This window comes from Acinetobacter sp. YH12255, assembly GCF_013417355.1.
Taxonomy (GTDB): domain Bacteria; phylum Pseudomonadota; class Gammaproteobacteria; order Pseudomonadales; family Moraxellaceae; genus Acinetobacter; species Acinetobacter pseudolwoffii.
In genome coordinates, this window is record NZ_VPEC01000015.1 from 14833 (window position 1) to 33014 (window position 18182).

10 protein-coding genes are annotated in these 18182 nt (G+C 45.7%); 5 read left to right on the top strand and 5 right to left on the bottom strand.

The window, feature by feature from the left end:
• Positions 1–6 precede the first annotated feature (6 nt).
• From FTV30_RS08145 to FTV30_RS08165, 5 genes are all read left to right on the top strand, one after another.
• Positions 7–1860, top strand: a complete 1854-nt coding sequence (locus FTV30_RS08145) for a cation:proton antiporter (RefSeq protein ID WP_180001395.1) — start codon at positions 7–9, stop codon at positions 1858–1860.
• Positions 1861–1910: 50 nt separating this feature from the next.
• The gene (locus FTV30_RS08150; protein WP_005095347.1) at positions 1911–2786 is read left to right on the top strand and encodes an Hsp33 family molecular chaperone HslO; all 876 of its coding nucleotides are present in this window, start codon (positions 1911–1913) and stop codon (positions 2784–2786) included.
• 321 nt (positions 2787–3107) lie between these two features.
• Positions 3108–3569, top strand: a complete 462-nt coding sequence (locus FTV30_RS08155) for a DUF2147 domain-containing protein (protein WP_005095344.1) — start codon at positions 3108–3110, stop codon at positions 3567–3569.
• A 459-nt stretch (positions 3570–4028) separates the two neighbouring features.
• Positions 4029–4361: a chaperone modulator CbpM gene (locus FTV30_RS08160; RefSeq protein ID WP_074383946.1), complete on the top strand. Its 333-nt coding sequence runs from the start codon at positions 4029–4031 to the stop codon at positions 4359–4361.
• A gap of 88 nt (positions 4362–4449) precedes the next feature.
• Positions 4450–4713, top strand: a complete 264-nt coding sequence (locus FTV30_RS08165; RefSeq protein WP_005095339.1) for a YdcH family protein — start codon at positions 4450–4452, stop codon at positions 4711–4713.
• Between the two features lie 211 nt (positions 4714–4924).
• Here the strand turns inward: FTV30_RS08165 and pnp are convergent, their stop codons facing one another.
• From pnp to FTV30_RS08190, 5 genes are all read right to left on the bottom strand, one after another.
• Positions 4925–7012 carry a polyribonucleotide nucleotidyltransferase gene (gene pnp, locus FTV30_RS08170; RefSeq protein WP_171063368.1) on the bottom strand — a complete coding sequence of 696 codons (2088 nt, stop codon included), beginning with the start codon at positions 7010–7012 and terminating at the stop codon, positions 4925–4927.
• Positions 7013–7271: 259 nt separating this feature from the next.
• Positions 7272–7541, bottom strand: a complete 270-nt coding sequence (rpsO, locus tag FTV30_RS08175; protein WP_004637724.1) for a 30S ribosomal protein S15 — start codon at positions 7539–7541, stop codon at positions 7272–7274.
• An 898-nt stretch (positions 7542–8439) separates the two neighbouring features.
• A complete protein-coding gene (gene recD / locus FTV30_RS08180) occupies positions 8440–10221 on the bottom strand; it encodes an exodeoxyribonuclease V subunit alpha (protein ID WP_180001396.1) in 1782 nt (593 codons plus the stop codon).
• A 71-nt stretch (positions 10222–10292) separates the two neighbouring features.
• A complete protein-coding gene (locus tag FTV30_RS08185) occupies positions 10293–14414 on the bottom strand; it encodes a UvrD-helicase domain-containing protein (protein ID WP_180001397.1) in 4122 nt (1373 codons plus the stop codon).
• A gap of 4 nt (positions 14415–14418) precedes the next feature.
• Complete coding sequence (locus tag FTV30_RS08190) at positions 14419–18123, bottom strand: exodeoxyribonuclease V subunit gamma (protein WP_180001398.1); 3705 nt, start codon at positions 18121–18123, stop codon at positions 14419–14421.
• Positions 18124–18182 lie beyond the last annotated feature (59 nt).

An 18182-nucleotide genomic window follows, 5' to 3' on the forward strand; every position in this document is an offset into this window, starting at 1 on the left:
AGGAAAATGTCGATACTGTTACAAATAACACTAGTTTTGGTGATCGCACTGTTAATAGTGCCACTGAGTAAAAGGCTCAGACTACCAAGCGTACTGGGCTATCTGTTAACAGGAATGATCTTAAGTCCGGGTGTTTTGCATCTGATTCAGACTCCAGACCTGATGAACAGTTTCATGAACGTCAGCCTGTTGGCACTGCTGTTCTGGATCGGGCTGCAACTCAGACCACAACGCATCGCCCAGATCAGTCAATCTCTGTGGATGACGGCTGCTTTGCAGGTACTAATGAGTACCTTGATTTTTAGCCTGCTGGCCTGGATTTTTCTACAACAAAGCCTGCTTGCCAGTATTGTGATTGGACTTGCTGGCAGTCTGTCAGCCATGACCTTGGTGATTCAACAACTCCACAATCAGGAACAGTTTGCCACCAGCTATGGTCAACAGACCTATTCAATCCTGCTGCTGCATGCCCTGCTGGCCATTCCTGTGATTGCCGCCATTCCTTTATTTAGCGGAATTCCCTCGACCGAACACGGAGTGGCTTATTTTGCCGCAATGATCACCACTTTTACCGGCTTGTTCCTGTGTAATCGCTATCTGATGCAGCCACTATATCGCTGGATTGCAAAAAGTGGCAGTCACGAACTGCATGCCATTGTGGCGATTGCGGTAACTTTGGCACTGCTGCTCTTGATGAATACGCTTGGACTGAATCTGTTTCTTGGCGCTTTATTTGCCGGGATTTTACTGGCAGATTCAGATTTCCGGCCCGCGGTAGAAAGCACCATTCGGCCTTTTCAGGGCTTATTGATGGGCCTAGCCTTTATCAGTCTGGGCATGTCATTACAGCTATCTGATCTGTTGAATTTCCTCTGGATCATTCTCGGTGGCACTTTCACTTTGATCTTGGTCAAGTTTGCAATCAGTTTGGTATTGGCGCGTTATCATCAAAATAGCTGGCGCAACAGTAGCTTGCTGGCAGCCAGCCTGGCACAAGGTGGCGAGTTTGCCTTGCTGGCGCTGGTGATTGCGGTATCCGACCAGATCATCGCAGCCAATCTGCTGTCGCCCTTGCTCTGGATGGTGAGTTTCTCATTATTACTTAGCCCGGCATTTTACTGGTTATTACACAGTCAGGTTTTACCGCGTCTGGATCAAAACAATCATCTGGCTGCGACCTTTGAAACCGATTCCAGTCCTCAAGCCAGCCCCCCTATTTTGCTGATTGGATTTGGCCGCTTTGGACAAATTATTGCCCGGATTTTACTGCAACAACAGCATGCATTTAGTGTCATGGACAGCAATGTGCCAGCCACTGAACTGCTTGCGCAGTATCAAATTCCTTTCTATCAGGCCGATGCGACAGAGCCAGAAACTTTGGCACATGCAGGAATTGCGATGGCCCAGCAAGTGATTATTGCCATTGATGATATTGAAGATTCGATGCTGATCGTGCGGTATATCCGGCTGAATTATCCTGAAACTTGTTTATGGGTACGCGCGCGTGATCGTCATCATGTGCATCTGTTACAGGATTTAGGTGTAGAGAAAATCTGGCGTGAAAACTACTTTTCAGCACTGGAAATGAGTGAGGCTTTGTTAAGCCAGTTGAATACTGCTCCGGAAGAAAGTCAGCAACAGATTGAATACTTCCGCGCACATGATGAAAAATTACTCAACAGTCAATACCATCTGGATTCGGATCAACACGCAAGTTATGAACATCACCGCAGTAGCTTGGCAGAACTCGAACATCTGTTTGCGCAGGATCAACGCAACAAAGTTCAAAAAACAGATACACAGCCGCAACAGGATACAAACGGCGCAGGAATTGATGCGTTAAGAGATGATCTGTCATAACTTGTGTTTTACAATAATGACACCATTAAAGCAGGGTTATGGAGAATTTTATGTCTGATTTACGCCAACGCTTTTTTATTGAAGATAGCCCTGTTCGTGGTGAAGTGGTGCATCTTGAAGAAGCTTTACAAACCATTTTAGCGCAACGTGACTATGCACCTGCGGTCAAGATTCTGTTGGGTGAAATGCTCACTGCGACTGCACTGCTTGCCAGCACCTTGAAGATTAAAGGGCGTATCAGCCTGCAAATTCAGGCATCAGGCACATTTAAATGGGCAATGGCTGAATGCAACCACCTGGGTGAAGTTCGCGCTTTGGCGGACTATGAAGAAGATCCGCACTTTCTGGTGGGTGAAGACAGCAGCACCATCTTAAAGTCACTGGTTTCTCCAGTGCTGTTTATCAATATCGAACCAGAATTTGGTGAGCGTTATCAAGGTATTGTGCCGCTGGACAAAGAAAATCTGGCTGGCTGCCTCATGCAGTATTATGACCTGTCTGCACAGATTCCAACGCGCATTGTACTGGCAAGCGACCATCAGCGCGCCGGTGGTTTACTGATTCAGCTATTGCCACGGAATAGTGAAGAAGAACAGCGCCGTGTTGATGAAGATTTATGGCCGCGTCTGACCATGCTCACTGAAACCTTGAAAACTGAAGAACTAATCGGCCTGCAAGCCACTGACATTCTTTACCGTTTATATAATGAGGAAGAGGTGCGCTTACCAGAAACTGAAGCCTTGAAATTTGGCTGTACCTGCTCTAAAGAGCGCTGTGCAGTGGCCTTACAACAGATTGGCGTAGAATCAATACGTGAAACACTGGAATTCCAGAATCCGATCAAAATGGATTGTCAGTTCTGTAATAGCCAATATACCTTTACAGCCGAAGAGGCCTTAGGTCTATGTGGTGAACATCTAAGCTAAACGGTGCTAAGCATGAGTTTAAAAAAGCATTCCTCAGGAGTGCTTTTTTATGTTTTAAAATTTACATGACGAAGCTCAACAGAGCATATTTACCTCCAGTAGAAAACCTGCCTATTCACTGAATCAGATCCTCAGATAAACCCCACCTCAAAATCCCATTTAAATTATAAGACTATTCACATTAACAAAGACCAAATAATCATCGTTTAAAAAAAAATGAGAATACAATCACATTTTATAGTATTGATTTAATTATACTTTTAAAATAAATTAGAGTAATAATTCTAAAATGAATACAGTATCAAATTTAACAGGTATGTTATGAAAAAATTATTGAACACTCTAGTGATGGGGATAAGTTTGGCTGCGGTTTCTAGCTTGGCCTTTGCCTATGAAGATCCATTAGTGGGTAAATGGAAAACCATTGATGATCAATCAGGCTATTCTCGTGCGGATGTAGAAGTTCGTAAGAAAGCGGATGGTAGCTATGAAGGAATAATTGTCGCAACACGTAGCCTGCCTGGCGCGGAGAAAATGGGCATCTGTCATAAATGTCCAGGTCAGCTCAAAGACAAACCGTTTATAGGCCTGCCGTTTATCTGGGATTTTAAAGCAGATCCGAAAAAGCCACGTGAATACCATGACGGCAAAGTGCTTGATCCGATCAGTGGCAAAATTTACAAAGGCAAAGCACGCCTAAGCGCCAATGGCAAACGTCTAACCTTGCGTGGTTATGTCGGTGTCTCAGTAATTGGCCGCAGTGTAACCTGGATAAAACATTAATTTCAGAAAGATTTTCAAAGCCTCTGTATCAGGGGCTTTTTCTTTGTCATGATTTGAAACAATAAAGTACAAATAAAAACTGTTTTGGCGCGGCTAAAGTCATAATAATGGATCGAAGACGGTTATTTTTTATCCATTTATGATGATCAATCTTCAGCCTTGTTCAATTCTGTCATCAGGTCTGCTTTGCCGTCCTCATAGGGCAGCGTATATTCAACACAGGAAAGTGTTTGAACACACTCGGTCAATAAAACATAAAACTATAAAAACAGCGTTCACTTTCACCTTCTCTTATTCGCGCGTTCCTGAGGCATTGAATACCGGAACATATCGATTTTTTTCTCGTGATCATTTGAGTCATCACTCTGAGTCTGCATATCCGAAGAATAGAAAGCGTTTTACTTCAGCACCTTTTCATTCTCTCAATTTTGCACACTTGGCTGTTTAAGGAGTAGAGCCATGACTACAATTCAGTACCAAGAAAGCTTTTCACAGGACTATACCCCGTCAGAAATTATGGACGATCACTCATTTGACCTCATCCACTTCGCAGAAGCATGCGGACAAAGCCCGGAATGGGTCATGCAATTGATTGAACATGGAATTCTGCCCGATCGTTCTCCTATCACGCCAGCCAGCACTTTCCTCGGTGAGGATATTTCACGTGCACAACGCGCCTATCGCCTGCAACGCGATTTTGATGCGTCATTTACCGCAGTCGCGATGATGCTGGACCTCATCGATGAAGTGCAGGAGTTACGCCGCGAGGTCAAACATTTGCATTTTAAGTAAGTCCTTTGATGCTCTGTCTATCTGTATCTTTCGCTGCAGATCAGGGCATATTTATTTTTAATTTGATGATTAGAGTATAAAAAGCGCTATGAAAACCAAAGATTGTAATAAAAAAATGAAATACATGTTTCCCGAATACCGCGACTTGATTGTGCAACTTCGCGAGGAAAATCCATACTTTGCCAAATTATTTGAGGAACATAATGAGCTGGACAGGAAAATTAGTCAGCTTGAACTCGACCCGGTCAATCATATCAACAATGATATTGAAGCGATCAAGCGTAAAAAGCTAAAATTGAAAGATGAAATTTATCGTCTGTTAAAAAGTTCTGAAGCCGATCCCCTGACCTAAGATCAACTGCTTAATACAGACTCAGATCGTTCAATACCATCGTGCGACAATCGTTGACAGCCTGTGGGCCGATTCAAACATTTTGGCCAGATGTGCGGAGATTTTCCGAAGCATAAAAAAAGCCCTGAACAGCCAAAGTAAGCACTTTGATCAAGCTCAGGGCTTTTGATATTTCATTCCCATGAGCTAACTCATGGGAATATTCAGTAGATTAAACTTGTTCGATGTCTTTCATGGTCAATTTGATACGGCCACGGTTGTCAACGTCTGCAACCTGTACCTTCACTTCTTGACCTTCTTTCAATACATCTGCAACGTTCGCAATGCGTTCGTTCGAGATTTGAGAGATATGAAGTAAACCATCAGTACCCGGAAGAATATTCACGAACGCACCGAATTCAACGATACGAATCACTTTACCCACGTAAATTGTACCTGGTTCGATCTCAGCAGTTAATGCTTGAATTTTAGCAACTGCAGCAGCGGCTGCCGCTTTAGTTTCACCGAATACGCGAACTGTACCGTTATCTTCGATATCGATTGCAGCTTTCGTTTCTTCAGTAATCGCACGAATCGTCGCGCCGCCTTTACCGATTACATCACGGATTTTGTCCGGGTTGATGTTAATCACTTGGAAGGTTGGTGCATGCATCGAAATTTCAGGACGAGCGCGTGAAATTACTTGGTTCATCTCATTAAGAATGTGCATACGACCGGCATAAGCCTGGTTCAATGCAGACTCCATGATCTCTTCAGTAATCCCTTCGATCTTGATGTCCATTTGCAGTGCAGTAATACCGTTTGCAGAACCTGCGACTTTAAAGTCCATGTCGCCCAGATGATCTTCATCACCCAGGATGTCAGAAAGAACTGCGAAACGCTCGCCTTCTTTTACTAGACCCATTGCGATACCCGCAACTGGTGCTTTAAGTGGAACACCTGCATCCATAAGTGATAGAGAAGCACCACATACAGAAGCCATTGAAGATGAACCGTTCGATTCTGTGATGTCAGATACGATACGGATCACGTACGGGAAGCGGTCAGCTGCAGGAAGAACCGCTTGAACACCACGGCGCGCTAGACGACCGTGACCGATTTCACGACGCTTAGGACCAGATTCACGACCCGTTTCACCTACAGAGTATGCAGGGAAGTTATAGTGAAGCATGAAGTTGTCAGTTTTCGTACCTGCAAGGGTATCAACCATCAACGCATCACGGGTGTTACCCAAAGTTGTTGTGACCAACGCCTGAGTTTCACCACGTGTGAACAATGCAGAACCGTGTGCACGGCCTAACACGCCCACTTGTACATCGATTGCACGAACAGTTTTGGTATCACGACCATCAATACGTGGCTTACCAGACAAGATGTTGTCACGAACCGTGCGGTATTTAAGATCTTCAAAGAGTTCGTTTACTTCGTCAGCAATACCTGTTTCATCTTCTTCAGGAACGAACTGAGCAACCGCTTCTGCGTGAAGTGCATCAAGTGCTGCATAACGATCTTGTTTCACAGCAATTGTGTAGGCTTCAGAGATTTTCGCTTCAAATGCATCTTTTAATTGACCAAGAAGCGCTTCATTTTTGCTTGGAGCAACCCAAGTTGACTCAACTGCGCCAGCTGCTGCAGCAAATTCTTTAATCGCTTGAATCGCGATTTGCATTTCGTCATGACCGAACAATACAGCGCCCAGCATTTGGTCTTCTGAAAGTTCTTTCGCTTCAGATTCAACCATCAATACTGCAGCTTCAGTACCTGCAACAACCAGATCAAGATCAGACTCTTTTAACTGTTCGTGGTTCGGGTTCAGGATGTATTCACCGTTGATCAAACCAACGCGCGCGCCGCCGATTGGACCACGGAAAGGCGTACCCGCAATCGACAATGCAGCAGAAGTACCCAGCATTGCAGCAATGTCAGCATCCATGGTTTTGTCAGATGAAATTACTGTCGCAGTCACTTGAATTTCGTTGAAGTAACCTTCTGGGAACAATGGACGAATTGGACGGTCGATCAGACGTGAAATTAAAGTTTCAGCTTCAGACTGACGGCCTTCACGCTTACCATAACCACCCGGGATACGACCTGCAGCATATTGCTTTTCTTGGTAGTTAACAGTCAATGGGAAGAAGTCTTGACCGGCTTTTGCTTTAGGTTGCGCTACAACAGCAACAAGAACCTGTACGCCGCCCATGGTAATCACAACAGTGTTTGCTTGACGTGCAACGCGACCTGTTTCAAGAATCACGTTGTGTTGACCGAATTGGAATTCTTTACGAATAATATTAAACATCGACATGTTTTATTTTTTCCTAGTTCTTGTGAACAATTATTCTAGTGGAGACCCCTAAGGTTTGGCATTCACGACCATATAGACGAACAAATGACAAAGCTTAGAAGCCGACCTCACCAGATTAAATACTATTTTTAAACACAAAGAAGGAGCGAAACATTCGCCCCTTCCACTGGCCTAGCCAAAAGCTAAACCGACTTTAGTTTTCAGCAATAAAGCACAAAGCATGCAATAACCCGAAAATAAAGTTTAAATCGAATTAACGACGTAAACCTAAAGCACCGATCAATGCTACATAACGACCGTGGTCTTTACCATTTAGGTAGTCAAGCAGCTTACGACGTTGGTTAACCATACGGATTAGACCGCGACGGCTATGGTGGTCGTGTTTGTGCTCTTTGAAGTGACCTTGTAAGTCATTGATTTGAGCAGTCAAAAGAGCTACTTGAACTTCTGGTGAACCAGTGTCGTTTTCAGCGCGTGCGAATTTAGCAATGATCTCTGCGCGATCTGCGTTAGTTAAAGCCATTCGATTTCTCCGAGATGCTTATATATTTTGATAAAAATCAATGTAATGAGAATTCAAAACTTTGACTGCCGTGCATCACTACAGCAAGTTGTATATTTTAAGGGAAAATGCGCCAAATTGCAAAAATAGATCAGCACTTTTAAATGTTTTCAATCGGTGATTTATTTAAAGCGAAGCTGTTGTCCATTGATCCTGAGTTATTCAAGATCTGTACTGTTTTAAGCGAGATCGTCTAGACCACTTAAATAGAGAAATCGACCTAAGCAATTAGAACGCTTTTTCTATTGTTTTAATGTACCGTCGTCTGTCTGAATAAAAAATAGATAAAAAAAAGCCCGAGTTTAGTCGGGCTTTTTGGCGCTGTAGTTCTTTCTCTTATCATTATTATTTATTGTGTTTTTTATAGCGTTTTACGCTTGTTATTATTTTCAAACATCCTGTTGAAAAATCACCTTCCTTGTGTGGTAGATTTTGCCATATTCTACAAAGACAAGTAGAGGCATTTAGCGTATCTTGCTGTAAGCTATTTCGTACAATAACTAGCCTAAAAGTTGCATAATATTACATTAATACCACTTTATTTAACCTAATTCGCTTAAATCCAGCCATTCCACAACAATATCCAACTTTAGAATTAAGGTAAATATCTAGTATTTTGAAATATAAATTAATTAAATATAAAAAAGCCTTGTAGTCTCTCCCAAAACTACAAGGCTTAGCGGCTGTAAGTTTCCTCTTTTTACTTACCTCACTGTAAGTTCGCTGTCTACTGACATTCTTTTTATAATTATACGATTATGCTCAACTTTCCGTGTTGAGTTATTTTGTATGACCAATCTTCTCAAAAACTGATTAAAAGCTCTATGCGGCAATTTCTTGAATCCGTGTAAGCTTTTACCTACAAGATCTGATTATTTTTTGCCAATAAACTAGTAGATTGTTCAAGTATTTTTTGACTTAAACCACTTTTACGTGTGGTTCGTACGCATAAGGCTTGTGTAAAAGCGTCACAATCTACCAATAAACTGACCACTTTTTTAGCACGGGTAATTGCAGTATAAATCAACTCTTTACTTAATAGATTTTGCGCATATTGATCCAGCACCACTGCGGTATGTGCAAATTCTGAACCTTGAGATTTGTGAATGGTCAGTGCAAAAGCGGTTTCTATACTCTTTGGCAAACGGGTGGCTAAGACCCATTTTTCCAGACTCGGAAAATAGACTTCAAACTGGCACTGACCAGACTGCTCACGTAAAAAACAGATGCCAATATCACCATTGGATAAACCCAGTTGATAATCGTTATAGGTCATCATGACCGGCCGCCCGACATACCAGTTACCCTGCTTCAGTTGACCTTGAGCGGCTAAAAAGCGTTGTTCAATCTGTAGATTGATTTTGAACAAGCCCAGATCACCAGAACGAATCGCAGTTAAAATACGGTAATCATCAAATGATCTCACCACCTGTTGTACATATTGCTCGAAATCATCTAAGCCTTGCTTATTTTTGACAGCCTGTGTATAGGCCTGATAACCATACATCAACTGATCATAATATTGATTCAATGTAGTGGCCGTCTGTTCAGCACTAGGCGCTAAATATTGCAACTGGAGCTGGTCAATCTCAACCCGATCCAAGGTGATGGCTTGTAATTCACTGGCAGTGACAATCTGCTGCTCAAATTTTTGCAGGACATTGGCAGCTTCATGCTGCTGCTGAATAAAATCAGCCATTGCCCCAATCTTGGCCCCTGCTTTAAAACGTCGTGTGGTGATTAAGTTGACCCGATTATCCTGCAAAGTCGCAACCTGTTGCAGATCTGCCAGAACGGTACCGACATCCACAGAAGCCAACTGGTCTGCATCGCCAAGTAAAATCAGACGTGCCTGAGATGGTACAGCGGCCAGCAACATCTGTGACAGACTTAAATCCAGCATCGAGGCTTCATCGACCACAATTACGTCATAGGGCAAAGGCTGTTTGGCATGAAAACGTGGCTGTCCGCGCGTGCCCAATCCCAATAAACGATGCAGGGTCACAGGTTGTAACTGTTGTAGTGCAGCTATTTCAAACTGCTGCAAAGCTTCAGTCTGTAAGGCTTTTTGCAGCGCTTCTTTCATCCGCTGCGCAGCCTTTCCGGTCGGCGCGGCCATGGCAATCCGGATATTCGGCAGCGTATCATATAAAACTGCAATAATATGCGCCAGCGTATAAGTTTTACCGGTTCCCGGCCCGCCAGTAATAATACTGAAGGCTTGCTCTGCCACCATTTGCAAGGCTTTTTGCTGCTGTGGATCTGAGAGCAGGCTGCGGTCACGTGCTGTTAACTCCAGGGCTACAATAGACTGGGTCTTGATTCGTGCTATATGCGTTGCCACTGCCTGTTCCAGCTGCCAGTAGCGGTACAGATATAAATGCTGATCTTCAAACACCAAGGGGGCAATACCCGTGCCTTGCTGAGCATGATCACGCACCAGATTATGCAATAATGCCATTTGTTGAGGAAGCGCTTCAATGCAGCTATCGCCGGCCTGCATTGCTTCAAGCAATTGCTGAATCAGTAATTTTGCTGCCGGATCAAATGTAGCCGAGCTAAATGGAGGCTGACATAAATAGTCAATCCAGGCCATCAAACTGGCGTTTTGTTGCGACACGTGATTCTGCTCATTTTCCACACAGTTATCCTCAAAGTTATCCACAGGATAATTTTCTGTTTAATCTCTATATATTTTATCAGGCAGCAAAATTATGCTGTTTTTTTCTGCTCAAAATAACCCAAAATCTGATCCAGTTTTTCAACGAATTCGATGTCTGGTTGCCAGTGATATACACCTTGTTCCATCTGCCCGTGCATACCGCGTAAATATAAATAGCTTGCGCCGCCCAGATGCTGCTGCATTGAATACGCCTGCATATTTGCGTTCAGATAACGATGCAGGGCCACCAGATACAAGGCTGCCTGCAACCAGTAACTGGACTGGCTCATATTCTGCTGAATCGCCTCAGCGGTATAATGCTGTTGATCTGGGCCGAGAAAGTTACTTTTATAATCGGCAATATGGTAACGCTGACCATCAAAATACACCAGATCGATGGAACCGGTCAGATAACGTGCCGATTTGGCCTCATTAAAATCGCTCATGACCATGTCATGTTCGAGAAAAAGCTGATGGATTTGCCGGATCTGCAAAGGCGCATCGGTCAAGGACAGATAAAAAGGAAATTCTGACAGATACTGTTGATCACCCAGTTGTGCCAAAACAAAATCTGCCTGAATCGGAGTGACCAGAATGTCATGCACCCAGTCATGCATCAGATTGAGTAAAATATCTTCCCTAATTTCATCAAGCAATCCATCTAAAGCAGTCTGGAAGATGCTTTCGACATTGAGCTGTTCAGGACTTGCAAGGTGTGCAATCTGGGCCATTTCCTGTTCAAAAAACAGGATAAAGCTGTCATCATCCAGCTCGGTGAAATAACGCTCAAACTGGCTTAAAAAAACCACCAAGGCTGATCGGTCTTGCTGTGCCGATTGAAATAACTGTCGCCATTGTTGACGATAAGCTTCGCTCTGATCATGCAGGCGAATGCCGCTCAGCAATTTATAGTTCAGGCTGGACAAAACGCGTTGCATACTCTGTTGCAACTCATCTGCTTTGAAATTTGCCTGCGCTGCGGCTTGAAAAAGGCTACGCAGATTCACCGCTGCGGCCTGATAATGCGGCGCAAAGGTCTGCTCCAGCACAGTACGCAGTTGAAAGGCCTGTTCGAATTTTTCTTTTAGCTCCTGCCAGATTTGCGGTGCAGTATTTTTAAAACGACGGCGAATTTCCAGATTCCAGTAACTGCTGTCCTGAAAATTGATATGTTCAAAAATACTGTGCAAGAAAGTTCCGGCCACCGTACCTTTGGGGAAATTCAGCTTGATCCAGTCCAGCGGTGTGACAGCCGGCTGATCTGCTAAAGCATCCAGATTGATTTCATCCGCTGCACTATCCGGGTGTTCCTGGGCATTGACCAGATCATCCTGCAAAACTGGCGCATGTGACTGATGTTGCGACAATGCGGTAAAACTGGTTTTGGTGCGTGGATAGAACTGTCGCTCTGGCAAAGGTTGCGCCAGCATGTCGATCTTATGATGGTGTGACTGCTCGACCAGACGTGCCGGTTCCTGAGACAGCGGCTGCTCGACCAGAGTTAAAGCATGTTCGAAGATGGCATCGCCCTGCCCACGCCAGAACGCCAAGCCCGAATCGGATTGTGAAGCGTGGTCTTGCAACATGGCATATATCCGATGACTGGCACGGGTCAGCGCCACATACCAAAGCCGGTGATTTTCCGCTGCATTACGCGCTGCATTCTGTAAAATCGCCTGCTCGTGCAAATTCTTATGATTGACCGCAATCACCCGGGATTGTTCTAAAATACTTTCAGACAGTGTGCCACTTAATGAAAAGTTCAAATTGCCTTTATTCACATCAAAAGCAGCATCTGCGCCCAGTAAAAATACCACTTTAAATTCTAGCCCTTTAGAGGCATGGATGGTCATCAGCTGTACCCCATGATCACCAGACAGCTTGCGTTCTTTTTCACTGTCTTTGCCTGAAGGGGACTGTAACTGACGCAAATACCAGTGATAGAGTTTTTGGGCACCCTGATAATATTCACTTTGCTGGCTCAGAATTTCGGTCAGATGACGCAGATTCACCACCACCCGTTCATTGTCCAGACTTTGACTGGCCACCAGATGAGTCCAGACCTGAAACAGGTTTAAGGCATAATTCCATGCCGTGAGAAAACCTTTTTCGAACCACATTTCCCGAATTGCATCCAGATCGGCAATATAGCGACTGAGCCCTTCACTCTGCGCCTGTAACTCAATCAGTTTTTTCAGGTTGAAACCCAGCAGGCGGGTCAGTAAGGCACGTTTGACCTTGGCTTCATTAAAAGGATCCATGATTGCAGTCAAGACGGCCGCGACATCCTGCGCAATAGCACTGGCAAAAACACTTTGTTTGGACTCTTTATAACAAGGAATACCCATACGCTGTAGGCGCTGCTTGACCTGCTCAAGGGCAAAATGTCCAAACCCCAGCACTGTAATATCATCGGCTTTCAGGCTTTGAATACTGTTCTGCTGCTGAAAATATAACTGCTGTTGAGCAGACTGATTGAGGAGTGCACGGATTTTCCAGGCCACCTGATCGGCTTCTACATCCGACTCACCCAACTGAATCCAGCGTAAGGGCTGCGGATTGCAGACAGCGCTATCGATGAGATCCGGATGTGGCCGACTACCGGCCTGAATCAGGGTGTACTGCACCTGTTCACCAAAATCCATCTGGCATTGAAATAAAGCATCGACCACTTCGACCAGCGCTTTGACCGAACGATGGTTCTGCATCAGGGTATATTCGCGGCCCTGCTTCTGCCGCACGTCAGCATGTGCCTTGTTATAGGTCAGCATGTCGCCACCACGGAAACCATAAATCGCCTGTTTCGGATCGCCGACCATAATCATGCAGCCGGATTGAACCCGGCTGGCATCCCGCCAGATCTTGGCCAGCAGGTCATCCTGATCCTGATTGGTGTCCTGAAATTCATCCACCAGAATCAGCGGATAACGTGCCTGTACAAACTGGGCAAAGCGCTGGCCTTGTTGTCCTTGCAGTGCTTCTGCCAGTGTGCGGATTTGCTGGGAAAAAGTCGTTTCACCCTGCTGTTGCAGGGTTTGCGGCAAACGAGTTTGCACACTTTGAATAATATGAAATTCCAGATAGGTCGTGAGCTGCTTCAACTGCTCATCCAGATCCTGTTTGACCTCACACAGTGCATCAATTGCCACAATCAGGCTGTGTTGCAAAATCAGCTGCTGCTCCGCTTCCGGACAGCTCTTGTTAAAAACCTGAGTGGTCGGCTGGAAATCAGTTTTTTTACGGCGTAAATGGCACAGATTCAGTAAAATCGGTTGCAATTCCGCATCAAAGAAACTCATGCCACCCTGAGTTTTTAGGGCTGCGCTCCAGGTCATAAAGTTTTCACAAACGTCGGTTAACTTGGTCAAAAAACTCTTGTGAAAATACTTTGGACTTTCCTGACAATAGCGCCGCATGACTTCGAGATCATGCTCATGAATATTCAATAATTGGGTAATACAGGCTTCTAATTTACCTAGATCACATTCAGCCGGCTCGACCTTCTGGAATTGCTGCTTGCTAAAATTCAGAGCATCCCGAACCAGCCCGGTATAATGCTCGACCGGTTTCAGCAGATTCTGCACATACAAATGATTGACCATATATTGTGGCTGCTGCTGAATCCAGTCACGCAGCACATCATGAATCAGTTGCTGGATATATAAATCCTGATCTTCGGTCAGTTCAGCACGTTCAATCTTGCCACTTTCAAAGGCAAATTCACGTAAAAGTTTCTGGCTAAAGCTGTCCAGCGTCCCGACAAACAGTTCATCCAGCTGGGTCAGTACCAGACGCAAACGGCGACGGGCATAGTCCATCCGTGTACCATAATCTTTCAACACCTGCTGAAATAAAGGATCAGTTTCGCTCTGAATCTTCGCTGCAATTTCCACAGAATTGAGCTGCTGATGACGCTGGATATAGGCCAAAGTTTCTTCGACCCGCAGCCGTACCCGGTTTTTCAGTTCGGCCGTTGCCTTGCGGGTGAAGGTGGTTGCAATCACCTGATGCGGATAATACTGATCCAGAAAAATCCGCACCATCAAACTGGATAAAGTATAGGTCTTGCCGGTACCTGCCGAGGCCTCAATCCAGTGTAAGCCCCGGAACGTCATGTCCTGAATCGGATTGGTAGAAATGGCTTTTTGCATCTGCTGCTTTAACACGGTCATATTGCTATTTCACCCATTCCAGATGTTGGTGAATCGGCGCATACAGAGCATGGGCGAAATCATGACAGCAGCGCTGCAAGGCCAGATCCGGGTCCTGATCCTGCAAAATAAACTGCCAGTCCTGATGCAACAGGCTGGATTCATCCGAAGCCAAAGGCTTGGCACTTTCATAGCTATTATTCCAGGCTTTTAGCAGTTCCGGCATTTCCACAATGGTCATTTTGCCCTGTTCATTTTCGGCCCACTGCCACTCTTTTTTCATCAACAATTCCGCTGGCAACACCAGCGGCTGCTGTTGACCAATTTCCCAGGCTTTGAACCAGAACTGTAAATATTCTCGCGCTTTAGTTGAACTCAAGCCGGAAAATTTCAGGGTCTTATTACTGAAAATCACAATACGTTCCAGTTCCGGCGAGCGTGCATCATCATTCAGATAAGCCAGCCATAACAGATATTCCAGCCAGATCTGGGCACGGCGTTTTTCCGAGGCCGAAGAGGATTGCAGACTTAACCAGTAACTGCTGTATGAAACCTGAGGCACGTTAATATGAATGATCAGTTCAGGACTAAATTGCAGGGATTGCTGGGTCACCGGCGTCAGTTCTTTGCCGAGCTGTAGCAAACGTTCTTGCAACAACTGCTGTTCCTGCTGACTGCTGAGCCAGGTGGCTTGCTGGGTTTTGCCTACTGGCAAACGGTCTAGCATCAAGCTCGGCTCAATCTGCTGATCTTGTTGTAATAGAAAATCCCGCACCTGATATTGTTCCAGCTTGTTTAATAACAAGGGCTCACGGGAACTCGGCAAATCTGCATAGCGAATTGTGGAAATTCCGACACTTTTCAGAAATAAACGTGCCGGGAAAATCATGTCCCGAATCCACTCATCGCCTTTCAGCACCCGCAGTTCTTTTTGTTCAACTGCCGGATAATGCGCATTGATCCAGCTGCTGCGCTTGCCTTCGGCGCTGCGGATATATTCTGCCACCGCAAACCACTGATCCCGATAACGCGGTGTTTGCGCATCTGCAAATCCGGCTGGATCAAAAGGCTGCAAGGGATGTACATGATAAAGCTGCTGGATATGTTGGGCGACTGACAGACCATTGATTTCCACCACAGGATCGACTTCGGCATCCGGCTGTTCCGACTGACAGATGAATGCGATATGCTGAATCAGTTCCTGCAAGGCAGTGGATGGATCTCGGGCCTCGCCATCGTCCAGATCAAAGCCATTATAAAACAGCCATAAATTATCCTGCGCCAATAGTAAGGCATCCAGAAAAGCACCCTGCTCATCATCCAGACGCGAACGATCGCCGAGTTGCGGCTTCAGGCTGCGCATCAGATCAAACGGCACCTGCTGATTCCGGCTCGGAAACTTACCGCTATCCAGATTCAGCATCACCACCAGCTGATAAGGGAGTGGCCGGATCTGGCCAATCTGGCTAAAAGTGATCTGTCCGGTTGGTTCGGCCTGATCCAGCTGCATTTCTAGCGTATTCTGAATTTCTTCCAGCACATAAGGCAAAGGCAAACTCAGTGCCACCAGCTCCTGACTGGCATGTGAATCATCCTGCTCATGATAATCGGCCAGGGTCAGCATCCGCATCTGCTTGTCGATAATCTCGGCCACAGTTTTGAGCGATTCCACCCCGGCATCACGAAATTCATTCAGATCGGCGCGCAGATATTCCAGCCAGGTTTTCACCGGCGTGCGCTGTCCGGTCTCATGCAAAGTCAGCCAGTCACGGCGCTGCACCAGATCCTGATAAATCTGGATCAGGGTTGAAATCAACGGGAAATCACTGGTCAGAACCTTGGCATAACTCAAGGTATCCTCAAACATTATATGTTCAGGAATGGCCAGGCCCAAAGCCAGACGGTCTAGCGCGAATTTAAAACTAAAACGGTAATCATCATCGCCTGCGCTCAGGCTTTGCTGTAAATGCTGCTGGTCCAGACCACGCTTGAAGCCAGCATCCGTCAGCAACTGCAACATCCGTTCTACCTGACTATAGTCCAGCGCATAACGTTGCTGGGTGGCATTCAGGCTGAGCCAGTCAGCAAAGTCCTCAATACTGAAACGGCGACGTACCCACTGGATCCGGCCCAGTACCGCGCACCAGGCATTGCTAACATCCAGACGCGACACCCCGGCAATCTGGATCGGTAAATACAGGTTATCTTTTTGCAACCGTTGGCTGCCGATCTCACGCTCACGTGGTGGCGGGGCAAAGACACTGCGAATCGCCGGTTCCAGTTCTTTCAGATTCGGACTCAGCACCAGAATGTCGCTCGGTTGCCGTGGCTGCTGTTCCGTGCCTTGTGCCAGCCAGTGAATGAGCTGTTCTTTGAGTACTTCCAGCTGACGCAACGAGGAATGACAGACATGAATCTGCACCGAATCATCGGCCGGACTTAAAGCATATTGATGCTGTTCAGGTTCGAGTAAATATAAAATATCTGACTGGATTTTTGCCAGCAGCTTGTCCTGATAGTCATCGACAAAAACATCGGCCCAGAGACCTTCTTCTCCAGAAGACAGTTTGGAGAGTAAAGAGAAATGATCCCGCGCCTGCTTGCCAAATCGGGTCAACAGCGGATGCCGCGATTCACGATCTTCGGCATTAAAGTTAAGCTGCTTGATTCGAAATTCTTTCAGTTCAGCATCATTCGGTTTACGTTGGCGAGTTTTTTCAAAGCGCTGAATAAAGCGCTCTTCCCGTTGCAGATCAAATTTGGCTTTCCAGTCCGGATCGACACTGTCGGCCCAGTATTCCTGCGAGGGGTTAAAATGAAAGATATAAATGTCTATGTATTGCCCCAGCCGGCGTAAAAAGTCCAGCTGGCTGGGCGGAAGTTCCAGCAGGCTAAATACCACTATCTGTGCCGGCAAGCGTTTCAGGGCTTCGCTTCGTGTTTCCGGATTCTCCAGCCGTTCCCAATACAGGCGCTCAATCTCCAGAATTTTGGCATAATCCTCCTGAAATACATGCTGCCACAACCAGCGTTGCCAGGCTTCCAGCTCACGCGCCTGAATTTTGACGAAATCGGCCACCTGCATTTCGTGACCATTTTCATCTTTGGGACTATAAATCATCTGCTCGATATCCAGCGCAATATCCTGTCCCCAGGCCTCTAGCCAGTTGGTCGGGCAGCTGCAGCTTTGCGGTGGACAGTTACGTGCACAATAACCGCGATAATCCATATAATGGCTGAACAGGCGCGATACCTGCTCGGCCACCCAGTACAGCATGCTCTGTTTTTTCAGCTGTTTTTCCGTGCCCTGCTCCAGCCGGTCGGCACTGTCGTAAATCCGCTTTACAATTGAATACAGCGGATGATCGACGTCTAAGGGAATATGTTCTGGCAGAATACATTTACGCAGTGCCTGAAACACGCGCCATTTGATGATAATACGCGGAATATTGGCTTCTCGAACCTGTTCGACTTCTTTAGGCGCATTCAGCACCCACTGATAAGACGTCCACTGAAAGGCACGAATCCGGTGATGGAACTGGCTATTGGCACTGATGCCTTTCTTCTCGGCAATTTTTTGAGTCAACCAGCTTTCTACGGCCGGAGACGGCACAATAAAATACCGGGGCTGTAACACTTCAAACGGATGCCGGGCAGTTTGATTGACAATACGCAGCATACTATCCAAAAGCACATCAATGCGTTGACTCTGAATAACATGGATTGCCATCGTTTCCCCTGAACTGCTGAACTAGTTTTACTACAAAATGATAAAGATTAGTTACTATA